Source organism: Denitromonas iodatirespirans (genome assembly GCF_018524365.1).
Classification (GTDB): domain Bacteria; phylum Pseudomonadota; class Gammaproteobacteria; order Burkholderiales; family Rhodocyclaceae; genus Nitrogeniibacter; species Nitrogeniibacter iodatirespirans.
Map to the genome: position 1 here is coordinate 143,581 of NZ_JAEKFT010000002.1, position 18,256 is coordinate 161,836.

14 protein-coding genes are annotated in these 18,256 nt (G+C 69.4%); 8 read left to right on the forward strand and 6 right to left on the reverse strand.

Going from position 1 to position 18,256, the window contains the following annotated elements; translation table 11 throughout:
- The first annotated feature begins 171 nt into the window (after positions 1-171).
- Both I8J34_RS02285 and I8J34_RS02290 read left to right on the forward strand, forming a co-directional pair.
- Positions 172-1,872, forward strand: coding sequence for a molecular chaperone HscC (locus I8J34_RS02285; RefSeq protein ID WP_214359752.1), 1,701 nt, complete (start codon positions 172-174; stop codon positions 1,870-1,872).
- Between the two features lie 7 nt (positions 1,873-1,879).
- Positions 1,880-3,763: a J domain-containing protein gene (locus tag I8J34_RS02290; protein ID WP_214359753.1), complete on the forward strand. Its 1,884-nt coding sequence runs from the start codon at positions 1,880-1,882 to the stop codon at positions 3,761-3,763.
- 52 nt (positions 3,764-3,815) lie between these two features.
- Here I8J34_RS02290 and I8J34_RS02295 read toward each other — a convergent pair whose 3' ends face one another.
- A complete protein-coding gene (locus I8J34_RS02295) occupies positions 3,816-4,943 on the reverse strand; it encodes an aminotransferase class V-fold PLP-dependent enzyme (protein ID WP_214359754.1) in 1,128 nt (375 codons plus the stop codon).
- A gap of 218 nt (positions 4,944-5,161) precedes the next feature.
- Between I8J34_RS02295 and I8J34_RS02300 the strand changes: the two genes are divergently transcribed.
- The gene (locus I8J34_RS02300; RefSeq protein WP_230411673.1) at positions 5,162-5,866 is read left to right on the forward strand and encodes a pirin family protein; all 705 of its coding nucleotides are present in this window, start codon (positions 5,162-5,164) and stop codon (positions 5,864-5,866) included.
- A 48-nt stretch (positions 5,867-5,914) separates the two neighbouring features.
- Here I8J34_RS02300 and murB read toward each other — a convergent pair whose 3' ends face one another.
- Together murB and I8J34_RS02310 are read right to left on the reverse strand one after the other, a co-directional pair.
- Positions 5,915-6,931: a UDP-N-acetylmuramate dehydrogenase gene (gene murB / locus I8J34_RS02305; RefSeq protein ID WP_214359755.1), complete on the reverse strand. Its 1,017-nt coding sequence runs from the start codon at positions 6,929-6,931 to the stop codon at positions 5,915-5,917.
- Positions 6,928-7,380 carry a PACE efflux transporter gene (locus I8J34_RS02310; protein ID WP_214359756.1) on the reverse strand — a complete coding sequence of 151 codons (453 nt, stop codon included), beginning with the start codon at positions 7,378-7,380 and terminating at the stop codon, positions 6,928-6,930. The genes murB and I8J34_RS02310 overlap by 4 nt, the downstream gene beginning before the upstream one ends.
- A gap of 113 nt (positions 7,381-7,493) precedes the next feature.
- Between I8J34_RS02310 and I8J34_RS02315 the strand changes: the two genes are divergently transcribed.
- On the forward strand, positions 7,494-7,934 hold the full coding sequence (locus I8J34_RS02315) for an acyl-CoA thioesterase (RefSeq protein ID WP_214359757.1): 441 nt from the start codon (positions 7,494-7,496) through the stop codon (positions 7,932-7,934).
- A complete protein-coding gene (locus I8J34_RS02320; protein ID WP_214359758.1) occupies positions 7,931-8,287 on the forward strand; it encodes a hypothetical protein in 357 nt (118 codons plus the stop codon). The genes I8J34_RS02315 and I8J34_RS02320 overlap by 4 nt, the downstream gene beginning before the upstream one ends.
- Before the next feature lie 28 nt (positions 8,288-8,315).
- Here the strand turns inward: I8J34_RS02320 and ilvA are convergent, their stop codons facing one another.
- Positions 8,316-9,554, reverse strand: coding sequence for a threonine ammonia-lyase (ilvA, locus tag I8J34_RS02325; RefSeq protein WP_214359759.1), 1,239 nt, complete (start codon positions 9,552-9,554; stop codon positions 8,316-8,318).
- Between the two features lie 161 nt (positions 9,555-9,715).
- On the opposite strand from ilvA, the gene I8J34_RS02330 reads away from it, so the two are divergent.
- Complete coding sequence (locus I8J34_RS02330; protein ID WP_214359760.1) at positions 9,716-12,643, forward strand: PAS domain-containing protein; 2,928 nt, start codon at positions 9,716-9,718, stop codon at positions 12,641-12,643.
- Positions 12,644-12,652: 9 nt separating this feature from the next.
- Here the strand turns inward: I8J34_RS02330 and I8J34_RS02335 are convergent, their stop codons facing one another.
- A complete protein-coding gene (locus I8J34_RS02335) occupies positions 12,653-14,590 on the reverse strand; it encodes an ATP-binding cassette domain-containing protein (protein ID WP_214359761.1) in 1,938 nt (645 codons plus the stop codon).
- Positions 14,591-14,655: 65 nt separating this feature from the next.
- Between I8J34_RS02335 and I8J34_RS02340 the strand changes: the two genes are divergently transcribed.
- On the forward strand, positions 14,656-15,048 hold the full coding sequence (locus tag I8J34_RS02340; RefSeq protein ID WP_214359762.1) for a hypothetical protein: 393 nt from the start codon (positions 14,656-14,658) through the stop codon (positions 15,046-15,048).
- Between the two features lie 6 nt (positions 15,049-15,054).
- Here the strand turns inward: I8J34_RS02340 and nosD are convergent, their stop codons facing one another.
- The gene (nosD, locus tag I8J34_RS02345) at positions 15,055-16,338 is read right to left on the reverse strand and encodes a nitrous oxide reductase family maturation protein NosD (RefSeq protein ID WP_214359763.1); all 1,284 of its coding nucleotides are present in this window, start codon (positions 16,336-16,338) and stop codon (positions 15,055-15,057) included.
- A gap of 216 nt (positions 16,339-16,554) precedes the next feature.
- Between nosD and I8J34_RS02350 the strand changes: the two genes are divergently transcribed.
- A complete protein-coding gene (locus I8J34_RS02350) occupies positions 16,555-18,177 on the forward strand; it encodes an ABC-F family ATPase (protein ID WP_214359764.1) in 1,623 nt (540 codons plus the stop codon).
- Positions 18,178-18,256 lie beyond the last annotated feature (79 nt).

An 18,256-nucleotide genomic window follows, 5' to 3' on the forward strand; every position in this document is an offset into this window, starting at 1 on the left:
GCCCCGTCGATGACAGGCGATGGCCCGTCTCGGGCGCCAGGACTGGTCCGTTTGGCGGATGGCGCGCCGATGCTGCCGCCACCGTTGGTTCCGTCGCGCACTGCGGCTAAACTTTCGCCTTCATGATGAACAGCTAGCGCCCGGCCGGCCGGGCGCGAGGGGCGACAGGCAATGCTGATCGGGATCGATCTGGGGACCACCAACAGTCTGGTCGGGGTGTTTCGCGATGGCGAGGTGACGCTGATCCCCAACGCGCTGGGCCATCTGCTGACGCCCTCGGCGGTGAGCGTGGACCCCAACGGCGACGTGCTGGTGGGCCTGCCTGCACGCGAGCGCCTGAGCACCCACCCGGAGCACACCGCCACCGCCTTCAAGCGCTGGATGGGCTCGGACAAGGTGATCCGCCTCGGCCGCAAGCTGTTCCGCGCCGAAGAGCTGTCGGCGCTGGTGCTCGGCGCGCTCAAGCAAGACGCCGAAGCCTTTCTCGGCGCGCCGGTGAGCGAGGCGGTGATCAGCGTGCCGGCCTACTTCAACGAAGCCCAGCGCAAGGCCACCAAGACCGCCGCCGAGCTGGCCGGGCTCAAGGTCGAGCGCCTGCTCAACGAGCCGACCGCCGCCGGGCTGGCCTATGGCCTGGCCGAGCGCCGCGAGATGAGCACCTTCCTGGTCTTCGACCTGGGCGGCGGCACCTTCGATGTCTCGGTGCTCGAATACTTCGAGGGCGTGGTCGAGGTGCGCGCCAGCGCCGGTGACACCCGCCTGGGCGGCGAAGATTTCGTGCAGGCGCTGATCCGCCTGTTCCTGGCGCGCTGCACCGCGCTCAGCGAGCATGACCGCCAGCGCATCGAGCACAGCAAGGTGCTGTGGCGCATCGCCGAGCAGGCCAAACGCGACCTGGGCGAGCACGAACAGGTGCTGATGCGCCTCAACGACGGCGGCCAGACCCACGAGCACACCTTCTCCCGCAGCGATTTCGAGACCGCCTGCGCCGAGCTGCTGCAGCGCCTGCGCCACCCCATCGAGCGGGCGCTGCGCGATGCGCAGATCGATGCCGCCGCGCTCGACGAGGTGGTGCTGGTCGGCGGCGCCAGCCGCATGCCGGTGGTGCGCCAGATGGTGACTCGGCTGTTCGGCCGCCTGCCGCTGCGGCACATCAACCCCGACGAAACCATTGCCCGCGGCGCCGCCATCCAGGCCGCGCTCAAGGCCCGTGACGCCGCGCTCGACGAAGTGGTGCTCACCGACGTGATGCCCTTCTCGCTGGGCATCGTGATCAGCCAGGAGGTCGACGGCCGGCGCATCGGCAACCGCTTCTCGCCGCTGATCGAGCGCAACACCCCGGTGCCCGTCTCGCGCGTCGGCAACTACTGCACCGTCACCGACCAGCAGAGCGCCATCCTGCTCGACATTCGCCAGGGCGAATCGCCGGTGGGCACCGACAACCTCAAGCTCGGCGAGTTGGAGATGAAGGTCAAGCCGCTGCCGGCCGGCGAGGCGAACGTGGACGTGCGCTTCACCTACGACGTGAACGGCCTGCTCGATATCGAAGTCACCGACCAGATCAGCGGTGAGAAGATCGGCACGGTGATCCGCCAGTCCGGCAACGTGATGAGCGACGAGGCGGTCAAGGCTGCGCTGGCCAAGCTCGATGCGCTCAAGATCCACCCGCGCGACCAGCAGGAAAACCTCTACCTGGTCAATCGCGCCAAGCGCCTCTACGAAGACCACCTCGGCCATGCCCGCGAGCAGATCACCGAATGGCTGAACCGCTTCGAGCTGCTGCTCGACTCGCAGGACGAGCGGCGCATCCGCCAGGCGCGCAAGGACTTTGCCGAAGCGCTCGACAGCGTCGACCGCGGCTTCGTGCTCTGAGGCTGCTGTGAACGCCTACTGGCACTGCCTCGGCCTGGCGCCCACCGACGACCTGGTCGCCATCAAGCGCGCCTATGCGGCCCGCCTCAAACACACCCGCCCCGACGACGACGCCGAGGCCTACCAGCGCCTGCGCGAGGCCTACGACTGGGCGCAGGGCTATGCGCGCTGGTGCCGGGCGCATCCGGAGGCCGTCGAGCCGGCCGACGACGAGGCGCCGACGGACGAGGTGCCGGCACCGACCGACGCCGATGTCGCCGAGCCGCCGCCGCGCTGGTGGCGCGCCGATCCGCTCGCCGCCTGGGTACCGGCCGGCATCGCGACGATGGGGCGCGACGCCGCCCGGCCGCTGGCGGCGATGTCGGTGCTGGCCGACGCCGAGCCCCTGGTCTCGGCGCGCTGGTGGCGCCATCGCGTGACCGAATACGAGGCCGACAGCGCCAGCCCCTCGGCCGTGCCGACCCTGCCCGAACTCACGGCCGAGGCGGTGATCGACACCCTGCGTGACTGGGCCGAGACGCACGGCGCCGCCGAGCTGGGCGCCGCCATGCCGCAGCTTCGCGCCCAACTCGACGCCCTGCCCTTCGCCGAGCAGGACGCCGTCAACGCCGGCCTGGCCGAGTTCGTCCTCGCCCACGCGGAGGCGCCGCCGGAACTTGTCTGCACGCTGGCCGAGCGCTTCGGCTGGGGGCAAGACTTCCGCCTCGAAAGCCTCGTCGGCGAGCGTACCGCGCTGCGGCTGTACGAGCGGATCGAGGCCGCCCAGGCGGCGCGCCCGGTGCCCGCACCGCCGCGTGCCGAGGTGGTCCGCGCCCGCTACGCCCACCTGCTGCAGACCGCCCGCTGCCATGACACCGGCCGCATGGTCCGCTTCTGGCTGCGCGTGCTGCTCAGCCCGCTGGCGCTGTTCGACGATGCGCGTGCGCCTGCCGCCCAGGCCCTGCTCGATGCCGACGCGATCGCTTGGCGCCGCATCAAGCGGCTCATCGACCGCAGTTTCGTCCTGACTCTGCTGGCGCTGGCGGTCGGCCTGTCGCTGCTGCAAGGGCCCGACAGCCGGTTGATGGTGGTCCCCGTGTGGGCCTTGCCGGCGCTGCTGCTGGCTGCTGGCGGGGCCGGTTTCGCGCTGCTCTCGCGCCTGCCCGGCGCGGCGATGGAAGCGCTGCATGCGCGCCTGCGCCCCGGTCGGCTGGGCGGCTGGCTGGCGCGTGTCCGCGACCGTAAATCGCTTTACTGGACGGTGTTCGGGCTGATGGTCGCGCTGGCTGCCGCCGCCTTTGCCGCGGCCGACGTCTGCCTCAGCGCCGGCCTGACCGGGCCGCTGCCCGAGCTGGCGCTGGCCGTCACGGTGGGCCTGCTGATCCTGGTCTTGCTGGCGCTGGTGTGGCCGCTGGGCGAGGCCTGGGGCCCCTTGCTGCTGCCGGCCGGCCTCATCGTGGCCGCCTTCATCGCCCGGGCGCAAAGCGTGCCCTTCGCCTGGGCGATGGCCTTGCCGCTGGGCTTCGCGTGGATCGTCGCGGCCAACAACCTGGCGCTGCGCCTGCCGGAGCTGGCCGAGCGCATCTACCTGTCGCCGTTCTCGCTGATGCGGCCGAAGAACGTGTGGGGCTGGATCGCTTTTGCGGTGTTCATCAAGGGCGTGGCCGCCTTCTATGCGGCGGCGTTCGCGCTCGGCGCCCCGGTGGCGCTGTTCGCCCATGCGCGGCTGTCGGGCTGGCCGCGCGCCTATCTGGCGCTGTTCGGCGCGGGCGTGCTGTTCTTCTCCGGCTGGCTGCCGCTGACCGCCTGGGCGGCCTTGCTGTGGCTGGTCGGCGTGCTGTTCGTCGTCTCGCGCCTGGGCAAGCTGGCCGACTGGCTGCTGGCCCGGCCCATGCTCGCGCTGCCGGGGTAAACGCGCCAGGCCCCGACACGCGGGGCCTGGCGGTGGCGGCGTGGGCGGCGGATCAGGCCATCGTGTCCAGCGCCTCGGCCAGCCGTGCGACGGTGCGCTCGACGTTGTGCAGCTTGTCGAGCCCGAACAGGCCGATGCGGAAGCTGCAGTAGTCGGCCGGCTCGTCGCATTGCAGCGGCACGCCGGCGGCGCTTTGCAGGCCGGCGGCGATGAACTTCTTGCCGTTGTGGATCTCGGCGTCGTCGGTGTAGCTGACGACCACGCCCGGCGCCTGGAAGCCCGGTGCGGCGACGCTCTTGAAACCCTTCGATTCGAGCAGGGCGCGCGCCTGGCGGCCGAGTTCGAGTTGCTCCTCGCGCACCTTGTCGAAGCCGTAGGCCTCGGTCTCGAGCATGATGTCGCGCATGCGGGTGAGCGCGTCGGTGGGCATGGTGGCGTGGTAGGCGTGGCCGCCGCCCTCGTAGGCCTGCATGATCTGCAGCCATTTCTTGAGGTCGGCCGCGAAGCTGGTGCTGATGGTGGTGTCGAGCACCCTGAGGGCGCGCGAGTTCATCATCACCATGGCGCAGCAGGGCGAGCCGCTCCAGCCTTTTTGCGGCGCGCTGATCAGCACGTCCACGCCGGTGGCGGCCATGTTGACCCACACCGTGCCGGAGGCGATGCAGTCGAGCACGAACAGGCCGCCGACCTCGTGCACGGCGTCGGCCACGGCGCCCAGGTAGTCGTTGGGCAGCATCATGCCGGAGGCGGTTTCCACGTGCGGGGCGAAGACCACGGCCGGCTTTTCGGCGCGGATCGTGGCGACCACTTCGTCGATCGGGGCCGGGGCGAAGGCGGCCAGCGGGCCGGGCTCGACCGGGAGGGCCTTGAGCACGGTGTGCGATGCGGGGATGTGGCCCATTTCGAAGATCTGCGTCCAGCGGTAGCTGAACCAGCCGTTGCGGAGCACCAGGCACTTCTTGCCGGTGGCGAACTGGCGGGCCACGGCCTCCATGCCGAAGGTGCCGCTGCCGGGGACGATGGCGACGGCTTCGGCGCTATAGACGGTCTTGAGCACGCGCGAGATGTCGCGCATCACGCCCTGGAAGCGGGCGGACATGTGGTTGAGTGCGCGGTCGGTATAGACCACGGAGTATTCCAGCAACCCCTCGGGGTCGATCTCGGGTATCAGGCCTGGCACGGTGAGCTCCGGTGGGATGTTCGGGACGGGGTGGCCGCGGCGGCCACCGGCAAATCCAGAGGATGCCACTGTTCGGGTCGTGACTCCAAGCGGGCAACGGGGCGTGAATGGCCTAATTGTTGCGAAATGGTGAACAGTCATTCACCAATCTTGCGGATTGTCTTCGCGTTTAATCGCCCCCATCATGCATGCATCGCAACCGCTTCAGGAGAACTGCCATGAGCATGACGATCCGCAAGGCCGACGACCGTGGCCACGCCCGCTTCGGCTGGCTGAACGCCCGCCATACCTTTTCCTTTGGCGAGTACTACGATCCGGCGCACATGGGCTTCGGCCCGCTGCGGGTGATCAACGACGACCGCATCGCCCCCGGCGGCGGCTTCCCGACGCATCCGCATGCCGACATGGAGATCCTCACCTATGTCATCGACGGCGCGCTGGCGCACAAGGACAGCCTGGGCAACGGCTCGACCATCCGCCCCGGCGAGATCCAGTACATGCGCGCCGGCACCGGCATTCGCCACAGCGAGTTCAACCCGTCGAGCAGCGAGCCGCTGCGCCTGCTGCAGATCTGGGTTCTGCCGGCCGAGCGCGGCACGCCGCCGGGCTATGGCCAGCAGCGCATCGATGTCTTGCCGGTGAAGAACGGCCTGCGCCTGATCGCCAGCGGCGACGGACGCGATGGCTCGGTGCGCATCGGCCAGGATGTCGACCTCTACGCCGCCACGCTCGATGGCGCCGATACCGCCGAACTGACGCCGGCACCGGGCCGGCTCGGCTGGGTGCAGGTGGCGCGCGGGTCGGTGACGCTCAACGGCGAGCGGCTGGCCGAGGGCGATGGCGCGGCATTGAGCGGCGAGACGCTGCTGCGTCTGAGCGACGGGGACGGCGCCGAGCTGCTGGTGTTCGACATGGCGCCGTAAGGGGGCTTGGGGTCGGCGTCAGCCGACCCTGGCGGGCTGAAGCCCGCCTTACACGAAGCTCGGTTCGGCCTCGAGCGCGATGCCGAAACGGGCCTGCACATCGGCGGCAACGGCCTCGGCCAGCCGCTTCACATCCGTGCCGGTGGCGCCACCATGATTGACGATCACCAGCGCTTGGCGCGCATGGCAACCCACCGGACCGAGGCGGCGGCCCTTCCAGCCGCACTGGTCGATCAGCCAGCCGGCGGCCAGCTTGATGCGACCGTCGGCCTGCGGGTAGTGCGGTGCGCCGGGGTGGGCGGCGAGCAGGCGCTCGGCCTCGGGCGCGCTGACGATGGGGTTCTTGAAGAAGCTGCCGGCATTGCCGAGCACGGCCGGGTCGGGCAGTTTGGCCTGGCGCACGGCGATCACCGCGTCGGAGATCTGCCGTGCGGTGGGCGTGGCGATGCCTTGCTCGGCCAGGTGGCGCTGCAGGTCGGCATAGCCGGTGAGCGGCGGCCAGGGCCGCGGCAGGCGGAAGATCACGCGGGTGATCAGCCAGCGGCCAGCCTCGGCCTGCTTGAACACGCTATCGCGGTAGCCGAAGCGGCAGTCGGCGGCGGTGAATTGGCGCACATCGCCGGTGTCGAGATCCACCGCGTCGAGCGACTCGAAGCGTTCGGCCATCTCCAGGCCGTAGGCGCCGATGTTCTGGATCGGCGCGGCGCCGACGGTGCCGGGAATCAGCGAGAGGTTCTCCAGCCCGGGCAGCTCTTGGTCCAGCGTCCAGCGCACGAAGTCATGCCAGGGCTCGCCACCGGCGGCGGCTACGCGCCAGGCGTCGTCTACGTCGGTCAGGCGTTCGCGGCCGCGCAGCGCCACATGCAGCACCAGGGCGTCCACATCGCCGGTGAATACCAGGTTGCTGCCGCCGCCGAGCACCAGGCGCGGGCCGCGCAGCGCGCCGGCGCGGGCCAGCGCGATGAGGTTGCCGACATCGTCGATGCGCTGGTAGCGCGCGGCGGTGGCCGGCAGGCCGAAGGTGTTGCAGTCGTCGAGCGGGACGCGGATCTGTTCGGGGCTCATTCGGGGGCGCGCTCGCGGATCGGGAAGAGCCGATCGTAGGCCAGATTGAAGACGAAGGCGTACACCGTGTAGGCCACCGCCAGGGCCAGGTCGGCGATCAGCGCGGTGAGCCAGTCCATGCCGGTCCAGGCCATCACCACCGGCAGGGTCATGATCAGCAGGCCGGTCTCGAAGCCGAAGGCATGCAATACCCGCAGCGGCCACGGGCGGCGGTCGGCGGTGCGGCCGGTGAGGCGCCCTTCGATCTTGTCGAAGCCAATGTTGTAGGCGGCGTTCCACAGCGCGGCGATGAGTGCGATCAGCGCCAGCAGGCCGAGCGAGTCGGCGAGCGGCACGCCGCTGGCCCAGGCGAAGGGCGGGGTGATGAGCAGCAGCCCGCCGGCCTCGAAGAGGGCGATCTGGCGGGCGCGATCCCAGAAGCGGCGCAGGGGTGGGGCCGTGTGCGACACGTCGGCAACCGGTGGTGAAAACCGGGACGATAGTCAGGCGCGGCGCCGGATGCAAATCGGCGTGGCGGATGTGTGGTTCAATCGAGGCTCCCTGCTTCCGTCCTGACCGCACCATGGCCCGCATTCACATCGACCTGCCCGAGCGCTTCGACTTCTCCACCGACATCACGCTGTATCTGAGCCACATCAACTACGGCAACCATCTGGACAACGCCATGTTGCTGACGGTGGTGTCCGAGGCGCGACTGCGCTTTTTCAAATCGATGGGCTATACCGAACTGGACGTCGAGGGCGTGGGCATCATCGTCGCCGACGCGGCGCTGCAGTACCGCTCGGAGGCGCACCACGGCGAAGTGATGCGGGTGGCCATGGCCGCCTGTGATTTCAACAAGTATGGATGCGACCTGATGTGGCAGATGACCGAGGCCGGCAGTGGCCGCGAGGTGGCGCGCGGCAAGACCGGCATCCTCTTCTTCGACTACGCCCGCAGCAAGGTCACGACCGTGCCGCCGGCCTTCGCCGCGCGCTTTGCCGAGCAGGCACCGGCCGGATGACCGCCTGGCCGGCCGCCCTCGCGCTGTGCGTCTGCGCGACCGCCTGGGCCGGCGAGGCCGAGGTGGTGGACGCGGTGGCCGACTGCGACACGGCGCGCGTGTGCCGCTTCACGGTGACGGTGCGCCATGCCGACGCGGGCTGGGAGCACTACGCCGATGCCTGGGAAGTGCAGGCGCCCGACGGCACGGTGCTCGGCCGGCGGGTGCTGCTGCATCCGCATGACACCGAACAGCCCTTCACCCGTTCGCTCGACGGGGTGCGGATTCCGGCCGGCGTCGATACGGTGCGCGTGCGGGCCCATGATTCGGTGCATGGCTGGGGCGACGCCCCGGTGACGGTGCCGATCCGCTGAGCGTCGCGCGCGCGGCCTCGCGGCGATGTCACAGCTGCAGCAGGTTGCGCACCTGCAGGCCACGCTCGGTGAGGTCGGCGATCAGTTCGTGCTGGTGCGCGAAGTCGCGGGTTTCCATCTGCAGGATCACTTCGGTCATGCCGACCGGCACATGCAGCTCGCCGCGGCGGTGTTCCACATGGCGGATGTTGATGCCCAGTGCGGCGACCCGCTGGATCATCGCCAGCAGCTGGCCGGGGGCGTCGGAGATGGTCACCGCCACGCTCATCAGCCGGCCGCTGGAGGCCAGGCCGTAGTCGATGGAGCGGCCGACCAGGGTCATGTCCACATTGCCGCCGGAGATCACGCACACCGCGCGGTCGTCGGGCTTCAGGCGGATCTTGCCCTGCATCAGCGCCGCCAGACCGACCACGCCGGCGCCCTCGCCCATGGTGCGGGTGCGCTCGACCAGGGTGACGATGGCCTCGGCGATGGCGTTGTCGTCCACGGTCACGATCTCGTCCACCCAGTGGGCGATGACCTGCCGGTTGCGCTCGCCGGGGCGCTTGACCTTGATGCCGTCGGCAATGGTGTGGGCGCCGGGCGGCACCGCCTCGAGCGTGCCGTCGACCAGGAAATTGCGATAGGGCGCGACCGCCTCGGTCTGCACACCGATGATGCGGATGTCGGGCCGCTGCAGCTTGAGCGCCAGCGCGATGCCGGCGATCAGCCCGCCGCCGCCCAGCGGCACCACGGCCACCGTCATGTCAGGCGCGTCGTCGAGCATCTCCAGCCCGCAGCTGGCCTGGCCGGCGATCACGTCCCAGTCGTCGTAGGGATGGAGAAAGGCCAGACGCTCGGCGGTGGCACGGCGGCGGGCCTCGTCGGCAGCCTGCTCCAGGGTGTCGCCCTCCAGCACCACTTCGGCGCCGAGCGCGCGGCAGGCCTGGATCTTGGTCAGCGGTGCGGTGGTGGGCATCACCACCACGGCGCGCAGGCCGGCCAGCGCGGCGGCACGCGCCACGCCCTGGGCATGGTTGCCGGCCGAGGCGGCGATCACGCCGGCCGGGCGCTCTTCGCCGGCCAGCAGGCGGTCGATCTTGTGCGTGGCGCCCCGCAGCTTGAAGGAACCGGTACGCTGCAGGTTTTCGAGTTTCAGTTGCAGCGGCGCGCCGACCGCTTCGGATAAGGGGTCGTTCTGCCACTGGGCGGTGCGAATGATGGCGTCGGCAATGCGGGCCTGGGCAGCACGCAGGGCGCTCAGGTCGAGCGGCACGGTAGAAGGCATGCGGGATCTCCGGAATCGGGCGCGGGGGCTTGTGGCCGGGGCGCCGGGCAGGGTCGATTGTGGTGGGCGCCGATGCCACTGGCAAGCTGCGATGCAACAGGGGGCCAAGCCGCTCGGGGTCTGGCCGTTGACCGGATGAGTGCGCGCGCGGGAGAGCGGACATGTTGTGGCTGGCGGGGGTGAGTGTCGTGGCGCTGCTGGCGCTGGCCGGGACGGCATGGCGGGCGCGCGCGCTGCGCGCGGCGCTGGATCGCCAGGCCACGCTGGCGCGTTTTGCCTCCGACTGGGTGTGGGAGCAGGACGCACAGTTCCGCTTCACGCATTTCGAGGGTCACATGCTGGAGCGCCACCATCTGGTGTTCGACGCGCTCTACGGCAAATGCCGCTGGGAGTTGCCCGACCTGGAGGTGTCGCCCGAGGCGATGGCCGCGCACCGGGCCTGTTGCGAGCGGCACGAGCCGTTCTACGGTTTCGAATACGGCGTGCCGGTGCCGGGCCGGGGCCAGCGCTGGATCGTGGTCAGTGGTTACCCGCTGTTCGATGCGGCGGGGCGCTTCACCGGCTATCGCGGCCTGTCGCGTGACGACACCCAACGCCATGCGGCCGAAGTCGCCCTGAAGGCCAGTGAGCAGCGGCTGGCGGCGATCCTCGCCGGCAGCCCGGTGCCGGTGTTCGCCATCGATCTGGACGGTCGAGTGGTGGCCTGGAACCGCGGCTGCGAACTGGTGCTCGGCCACTCGGCCGACGAGATGATCGGCAGCACCGCGCCGGGCCGGGTGTTCTACGGTGAGGAGCGCCCGGTGCTGGCGCACTACGTGGCCGGGCTGCGGCCGATGTCGGACCTGGCATCGCAATACGGCACGGCGGTGGCGGCGGTGGACACGGTGCCCGGCGCGCTGGCGGCCGAGCGCTTTTTTCCGGACCTCGGTGGCCAGGACCGCTGGCTATATTTTCTGGCCGCGCCGATGCATGACGCCGAGGGCCGGGTGATCGGTGCCATCGAAACCCTGCAGGACGTGACCGAACGCCGGCGTACCGAGCGCCTGGTCGAAGCGCAGCGCATCGAGCTGGAGGAGGCGCAGCGCATTGCCCATATCGGCAGCTGGCACTGGGCGGCCGGAGCCGGCGGTGTCGAGGTGTCGGCCGAGATGGCGCGTTTCGTCGGCGGTTCGCGGCCGAGCTGGCGCGGCTGGCTGCGGCGGGTGCGCGCCAAGGACCGGCCGCGGCTGATCCGCGCGCTGCGCGCGGCGCTGCACGACGACGCGGCGCTGGAGTTGTTGTGCGAGGTGCGGGGTCCCGGCGGCGGCTGGCGCGAGCTGCACCTGCTCGGGCGGGTCGAACGGAACGCCGCGGGACAGCCGACCGGCCTGATCGGCACGGCGCAGGACGTGACCGAACGGCGCCGCGCCGAGCGGGCGCTGTCGGAAAGCGAGCAGAAGTTCCAGGCCATCTTCAACCAGACCTTCCAGTTCATCGGCCTGCTCTCGCCCGAGGGCCTCCTGCTGGAGGCCAATCAGACCGCGCTCGACTTCGCCGGCATCCGGGCCGAGGAGGTGATCGGACTGCCCTTCGTCGACACCCCGTGGTGGAAAGGCGTGGCAGGCAGCCGCGAGCGCCTGACCGAGGCGATTGCGCGCGCCGCCGAGGGGCGTTTCGTGCGCTTCGAGACCGAACACCCGGCGGCCGATGGCCGTGTCCACTATGTGGATTTCTCGATCAAGCCGGTGTTCGACGATGCCGGCAAGGTGAGTCTGCTGATCCCCGAGGGGCGGGACATCACGGCGATCAAGGAGACCCAGGCCGAACTGGCCGCCGGGCGCGAAATGTTCGCCACCATCTTCGACCAGAACCCAGTGGTGCTGGCCTTGCTCGATCTGGCCGACGGCAAGATCCTGCGCGTCAATGCGGCCTGGGAGCGCGAGCTGTTGTATACGGCGGCGCGCTCGGTCGGTCATGACACCCTCGAACTGGGGCTGTGGTTCGACGTGTCGGAGCGCCAGCGTTTTCTCACGGTGATGCACACCGCCGGCCGGGTCGAGGCGTTCGAAGCCCGGTTGCGCCGCGGCGACGGTTCGCCGGCGACCTTCGAGATCTCCAGCCGGGTGGTGGTGCTGGACGAGCGGCGCTTGCTGCTCAGCAGTCTGGTCGACGTCACCGAGCGGCAGCGCATCCAGGGCGAGATCCGCGCACTCAACACCCATCTGGAAGAGCGCGTGAGGCAGCGCACCGAGGAGTTGCAACTGGCCAAGGACCGGCTCGAACAGGCCATGGGCCAGCTGGTGCAGTCGGAGAAGATGGCCTCGCTGGGCGCCGTGGTGGCCGGCGTGGCGCACGAGCTGAACACGCCGCTGGGCAATGCCTTGACGGTGGCCTCGGCGCTGCAGGATCAGGTGCGCGAATGCCAGCGCGCCGCTGCCGGGGGGGCGCTCACGCAGCGCCGCTTCGACGAGTTCATGGGCACCTGCGATACCGCCGCCGATCTGCTCCAGCGCAACATCGACCGCGCCGCGCGGCAGATCAACACCTTCAAGCAGGTGGCGGTGGACCAGACCAGCGAGCGGCGGCGCAGCTTCGACTTGCGCGAGATCGTCGACGAGGCGCTGTCCACCTTCCAGCCCAAGCTGGCCCGCTTGCCGCAGGCGCTGACGGTCGACATCCCCGAAGGCATCGTCATGGACAGCTACCCGGGGCCGCTCGAACAGGTGCTGGCCAATTTCGTCGCCAATGCGCTGACGCATGCCTTTGCCGAGGATGCCACCGACGGGCGGATGGCGCTGGTCGCCTCGGTCGAGGCGCCGGAAACGGTGCAGCTGGTGTTCACCGATGACGGGTGCGGCATGGGGCCGGAGGTGGCTGCGCATGTGTTCGACCCCTTCTTCACCACCCGCCTCGGCCAGGGCGGCAGCGGGCTGGGGCTATACATCGCCTACAACTTCGTCACCGGGGTGCTGGGCGGGCAGATCACGCTGGACACCGCGCCCGGCGAAGGCGCGCGCTTCACCCTGTACTTGCCGCGCGTGGCGCCGGAGCGCCAGGAGGCGGTGCGCATCCCGCCCAATCTGCTCGACGCCGGTACCGACACGCTGTGACCGGGGCGCTCAGTCGTCCTCGCCGAGGGCGTCGAGCGCTTCGTGCACTTCCAGCCAGCGCAGCTCGGCGGCCTCGATGTCGTCCGTGAGGCGCGCCTGGCGCTTGAGCAGGTCCTGCAGCAGCGCGGTGTCCTGCCCGGTGTAGAGGCCGGGGTCGGTCAGCCGTGTGTCGAGCTGCGACTTTTCGTTCTGCCAGCCGGCGAGCCGGCGTTCGAGCTGCTCGGCTTCCTTGACCAGTGGCCGGCGCGCGGCGAGACGGGCCTTGCGCGCTTCGGCCGACTGCACGCGCTCGGCCTTGCGCGCCGCCTTGTCGGCGGCCTGGTCGGGGCAGGCCAGCGCGGCCTGCTCGGCGGCACGCTGGGCGGCCAGCCAGTCGCGGTAGTCGTCCAGGTCGCCATCGAAGGGCTGCAGCCGGCCGCCGTCGACCAGCACGAAGCGGTCGCAGGTGGCGGCCAGCAGGGCGCGGTCGTGCGAGACCAGCACCATGCCGCCGTCGAAGTCCTGCAGCGCCAGGGTGAGGGCATGGCGCATTTCCAGGTCGAGATGGTTGGTCGGCTCGTCGAGCAGCAGCAGGTTGGGCTGGCGCCAGATCAGCAAGGCCAGCGCCAGGCGCGACTTCTCGCCGCCCGAGAAGGGCCCGCAGGCGCTGGTGACGCTGGCGCCGCTGGCCACGCCGTCGCGCTCGCCGCGGAAGTCGAAGCCGCCCAGGTAGTTGCGCAGATCCTGCTCGCGCGCGGCGGGGTCGAGGCGGGTCATGTGCTGCAGCGGCGATTCGTCCAGGCGCAGGGTGTCGAGCTGGTGCTGGGCGAAGTAGCCGATGGCCAGGCCCTTGCCGTCGGTGCGCCGGCCGGCCTGCAGGGCGAGCTGGCCGGCGAGCAGCTTGATGAGGGTGGACTTGCCGGCGCCGTTGCGCCCGAGCAGGCCGATGCGCTCGCCGGGGCGCAGGGTGAGATTCAGCGCGCCGAGTACCGGTGTGCCGCCATAGCCGACCGCGCCGTCCTCGACATCGAGCAGCGGGTCGGGCGCCGGTGGTGCGGGGCGGAAGCCGAAGTGGAAGGGGGTGTCCACATGCGCGGCCGAGACCAGCTCCATGCGCTCCAGTGCCTTGATGCGGCTTTGCGCCTGGCGCGCCTTGGTGGCCTTGGCGCGGAAGCGGTCGACGAACTTGTGCAGATGGGCGCGCTCGCGCTGCTGCTTTTCAAACAACGCCTGCTGCTGGGCCAGGCGCTCGGCGCGCTGGCGCTCGAACTCGCTGTAGCCGCCGCTGTAGAGCGTGAGCTGTTGCTGCTCGATGTGGGCGATATGGCCGACCACGGCGTCGAGGAAGACTCGGTCGTGGGAGATGAGCAGCAGCGTGCCGCGGTAGTCGCGCAGCCATTGCTCGAGCCAGATCACGGCGTCGAGGTCGAGGTGGTTGGTGGGCTCGTCGAGCAGCAACAGGTCGGAGCGGCACATCAGCGCCTGCGCCAGGTTGAGGCGCATGCGCCAGCCACCGGAGAAGTCGGACACCGGGCGCGCCAGGTCGGTGCGCGCAAAGCCCAGGCCGTCGAGCAGTGTGGCGGCGCGGGCCGCGGCGCTGTAGCCGTCGATCTCCTGCAGCCGGCCATGTAGCAGGCCGATGCGCTCGCCCTCGTGCGCCGCTTCGGCCGCGGCCAGCTCGGCCTCGACACGGCGTAGCTCGATGTCGCCGTCGAGGGCGTAGTCGAGCGCGCTGCGTGCCAGCGCTGGGGTCTCTTGCGCCACATGGGCGATCACCCAGCCGGGCGGGATCTCGCAGTCGCCCTGGTCGGGGTGGAGCTGGCCGCGCAGCAGCGCGAAGAGGCTGGATTTGCCGCAGCCGTTGGCGCCGGTGAGGCCGACCTTCCAGCCCGGATGGAGCTGAACGGTGGCGCCTTCGACGAGGACTTTGGCGCCCCGGTTGAGGCGCAGCTGGCGGAACTGGATCACGTGGGCAATCGGGGCGAAAAACCGGTATTGTACGGGCTCGTTCGCTACCTGCCCGCCCATACGCCATGATCCGCCCGCTTCGCCCGTCCGTGCTGCTGTTCGCTTGTCTGATGTCGCTGGCCGGTGGGGTGCTGGCGCTGGATGCCGAGGCGGTGGACGATGGCGAAGGCAGCGACAGCCTGCGCGCGCAGGCCACGGCGATCCGCAAGGCGGCCGAGCGCGAGTTCAAGCACACCGAGGCGGCCTGCTATGACCGCTTCCGGGTCAATGCCTGCCTCGATGATGCACGCGAGGCGCGCACCGTGCAGCTGCAGGCGGCGCGCAAGCTTGAGGCGCGGGCCAACCGTATCGACCGCGGCGAACGCATCAAGGCCATGGAGGCGCGCCTCAAGGAGGCCGAAGAACGCCGCGCCCGTCCGATGCCGGTGCCGCTGCTGCCGGCGCCGGCCAAACCCTGAGCGGATTCAGTCGGCCGGCGCGCCGATCTGCCCGGCCGGCCGGTTGAAGGACACGGCCGGCGCCCAGCGGCTGGCATGCATCACCGGCGCGCGGTCGCGCAGCACCAGCGCCGGATTGCTGAAGGGCGCCAGGCGCTCGAGAAAATCCACCATCTCCATCAGCGGTGAGTTGCGAAAGAAGCTCGCCTCGGGCGTTTCCATCCAGATGCGGTCGGCGAACACGTAGAGTTCGTGCGGCTGGTCGCCGATGCCGTCCTGGTCGAGATCGAAGCCCTGGTAGTCGTCCCAGTAGTTGCCATGCCAGTACTCGGCATCGAGCTGGCCGGCGTTGGTGGCGGTGACCTGCCACAGGTTGTGCTCGAAGCGGTTGTCGATGAGGATGCGCCCGCCCCGCTCGCCGTAAAAGTTGATGGCGGTGACGTTGTGGGCGAGGCGGTTGTTCGACAGCACCAGCCGGCTGAGCGGGTCGGAGGACGAATCGGCCATCAGTCCCACCGCGCAGTGGATCAGCTCGTTGCCCTCGACCAGCACCGCGGTGCTCTCCTTGATGGCGATGCCGGCGCCCGACACATGCATGGCATGCATCACGCGGTTGTTGCGCAGGATGAAGCCGTTGGAGTTGATCACCACGATGCCGGTGGCGTTGCCGGTGGCCAGATTGGCCTCGACCAGGCTGCGGGTCGAGAACAGGAAGTTCATGGCGCGCCGGCTGTCGCGGATGGTGTTGCCGATGATGCGGTTGCGCGGCGAGTTGGTGATGGTCAGGTCGCGCATGTGCTCGAAGACATTGTCTTCGATGCGGTTGTCCATGGCGTACCACAGGCGCAGGCCGTCGCCGCGGTCGGCGGTGTCCTCGCCGCGTGAGCGCACCTGGTTGCCGCGCACCAGGTTGCGGTTGGCCTTTTGCAGGACGATGCCGAACAGCACGTCGTCGAGCCGGTTGTCTTCGATGCGGTTGTCGTGGCCCTCGACATAGATGCCGGAGTGGATCTGGTCGTGCGAGTCGCCGCTGCCGCGCACGATCAGGCCGCGCAGCACCGAGCCGCTGGCCTTGAGGGTGATGACCGAGCTGCGATGGTCGCCCTCGATGACGGCCTGTCCGCCGCCGTCGAGGATCAGCCGGCCGTCGATGCGCACCGGGCCGGCGTAGGTGCCCGGTGCCAGGCGCAGGATGCCGGTGCCGGCCAGCGCGGCGTCGATCAAGGGCTGCAGCGGGGTCGCCGGCCGGCCGATGGACGGCAGCAGCGCGAGCAGCACGGCGAAGAGGGCGGAGCGCAGGAAGGCGGGCATGGGCAAGGCGCGATGATGAACCCGCGATGCTACGACCGCAACCGAACGGCGGCTGCGACCAAGATCAAGAAAAAGGGCGGCGCTGCCGGTCGTGCGCGGATCGCCCCCGGCCGTCGCTAAGCGGGTTCATGTCATTGAATTTCTGATAGAATTCCGCCCGTTTGTGCGTCGGCCCGTTGCCGGCGCTTTGCTTTTTACGGATTCGGGATTCGCGCAGTGCTCATCGCCAACAACATCACCATGCAGTTCGGGGCCAAGCCCCTGTTCGACAACGTCTCCGTCAAGTTCGGCGACGGCAACCGCTACGGCCTGATCGGCGCCAACGGGGCGGGCAAGTCCACGTTCATGAAGATCCTGTGCGGCGAGCTGGAGCCCTCGGCCGGCAACGTCACCAAGGAAGCCAACGAGCGCATGGCCTACCTGCGCCAGGATCAGTTCGGCTATGAAGACCAGCGGGTGCTGGACGTGGTGATGATGGGCCACACCGAGATGTGGGCCTGCATGAGCGAGAAGGACGCGATCTACGCCAACCCCGAAGCGACCGAAGACGACTACATGCGCGCCGCCGAGCTCGAAGGCGTGTTTGCCGAATACGACGGCTACACCGCCGAGGCGCGTGCCGGCGAGCTGCTGCTGGGCGTGGGCATTCCCACCGAACAGCACAACGGCCCGATGAGCCAGGTGGCGCCGGGCTGGAAACTGCGTGTGCTGCTGTGTCAGGCGCTGTTCGCCAACCCCGAGATCCTGCTGCTGGATGAACCGACCAACAACCTCGACATCAACACCATCCGCTGGCTCGAAGACACGCTCAACCAGCGCGATTCGACCATGGTCATCATCTCGCACGACCGGCACTTCCTGAACCAGGTGTGCACCCACATGGCCGACCTCGACTACGGCACCATCAAGGTCTACCCGGGCACCTACGACGACTACATGGAAGCGTCCACCCTGGCCCGTCAGCGCCAGGCCCAGGCCAATGCCCGCGCCAAGGACAAGATCGCCGAGCTGCAGCAGTTCGTGCGCCGCTTCTCGGCCAACAAGTCCAAGGCCAAGCAGGCGACCAGCCGCATGAAGCTGATCGACAAGCTCAAGCCCGAGGATGTGAAACCCTCCAGCCGCCAATACCCGTGGATCCGCTTCGAGGTCGATGCCAAGGACAAGCTGCACCGCCAGGCGGTGGAGGTGGAAAACCTGTCCTTCGCCTACGAGGGCATGGAGAAGCCGCTGATCGACAAGTTCTCGATCGCCATCGATGCCGGCGACAAGGTCGGTATCATCGGCGAGAACGGCGTCGGCAAGACCACCCTGATGCGCCTGCTGATGGGCGAACTGACGCCGCAGAAGGGCCACATCAAGTGGGCCGAGAAGGCCAAGCTGGGCTACTACGCGCAGGACCACTCGGCCGAGTTCGATTCCGACGTGTCGCTGACCGACTGGATCTCCGAGCATGTGCGCGACGGCGGTTTCGAGGGCGAGGACATGGAGACCCTGATCCGCGGCACCCTCGGCCGGTTGCTGTTCTCGGGCGACGAGGTGAAGAAGCCGGTGCGCGTGATCTCCGGCGGCGAACAGGGCCGCATGCTGTTCGGCAAGCTGATGCTGCAGAGCAAGAACGTGCTGCTGATGGACGAGCCGACCAACCACCTCGACATGGAATCGATCGAATCGCTCAACTCCGGGCTGGAGAAGTACACCGGCACCTTCCTGTTCATCTCGCATGACCGCGAGTTCGTCTCCTCGCTGGCCACGCGCATCATCGACATGCGCCCGGACGGCGACATCATCGACTACCGCGGCACCTACGAGGAATACCTCGCCAGCCAGGGCATCGAATAAACGAACACCGCCATTTCCGTATTACCCGCCGGCGCCGCGTCACCCGAGGCGCCGGTTCCCGCATCGGGGCAGGCTCGCC

What these genes read in the sequence shown, in the direction of transcription:
- murB (WP_214359755.1), bottom strand. Translation starts at nt 6,931, where the DNA reads ATGAGCCCCGAACAGATCCGCGTCCCGCTCGACGACTGCAACACCTTC.
- I8J34_RS02320 (WP_214359758.1), top strand. Translation starts at nt 7,931, where the DNA reads ATGACCGCCTGGCCGGCCGCCCTCGCGCTGTGCGTCTGCGCGACCGCC.
- I8J34_RS02315 (WP_214359757.1), top strand. Translation starts at nt 7,494, where the DNA reads ATGGCCCGCATTCACATCGACCTGCCCGAGCGCTTCGACTTCTCCACC.
- I8J34_RS02330 (WP_214359760.1), top strand. Translation starts at nt 9,716, where the DNA reads ATGTTGTGGCTGGCGGGGGTGAGTGTCGTGGCGCTGCTGGCGCTGGCC.
- nosD (WP_214359763.1), bottom strand. Translation starts at nt 16,338, where the DNA reads ATGCCCGCCTTCCTGCGCTCCGCCCTCTTCGCCGTGCTGCTCGCGCTG.
- I8J34_RS02300 (WP_230411673.1), top strand. Translation starts at nt 5,162, where the DNA reads ATGAGCATGACGATCCGCAAGGCCGACGACCGTGGCCACGCCCGCTTC.
- I8J34_RS02340 (WP_214359762.1), top strand. Translation starts at nt 14,656, where the DNA reads ATGATCCGCCCGCTTCGCCCGTCCGTGCTGCTGTTCGCTTGTCTGATG.
- ilvA (WP_214359759.1), bottom strand. Translation starts at nt 9,554, where the DNA reads ATGCCTTCTACCGTGCCGCTCGACCTGAGCGCCCTGCGTGCTGCCCAG.
- I8J34_RS02285 (WP_214359752.1), top strand. Translation starts at nt 172, where the DNA reads ATGCTGATCGGGATCGATCTGGGGACCACCAACAGTCTGGTCGGGGTG.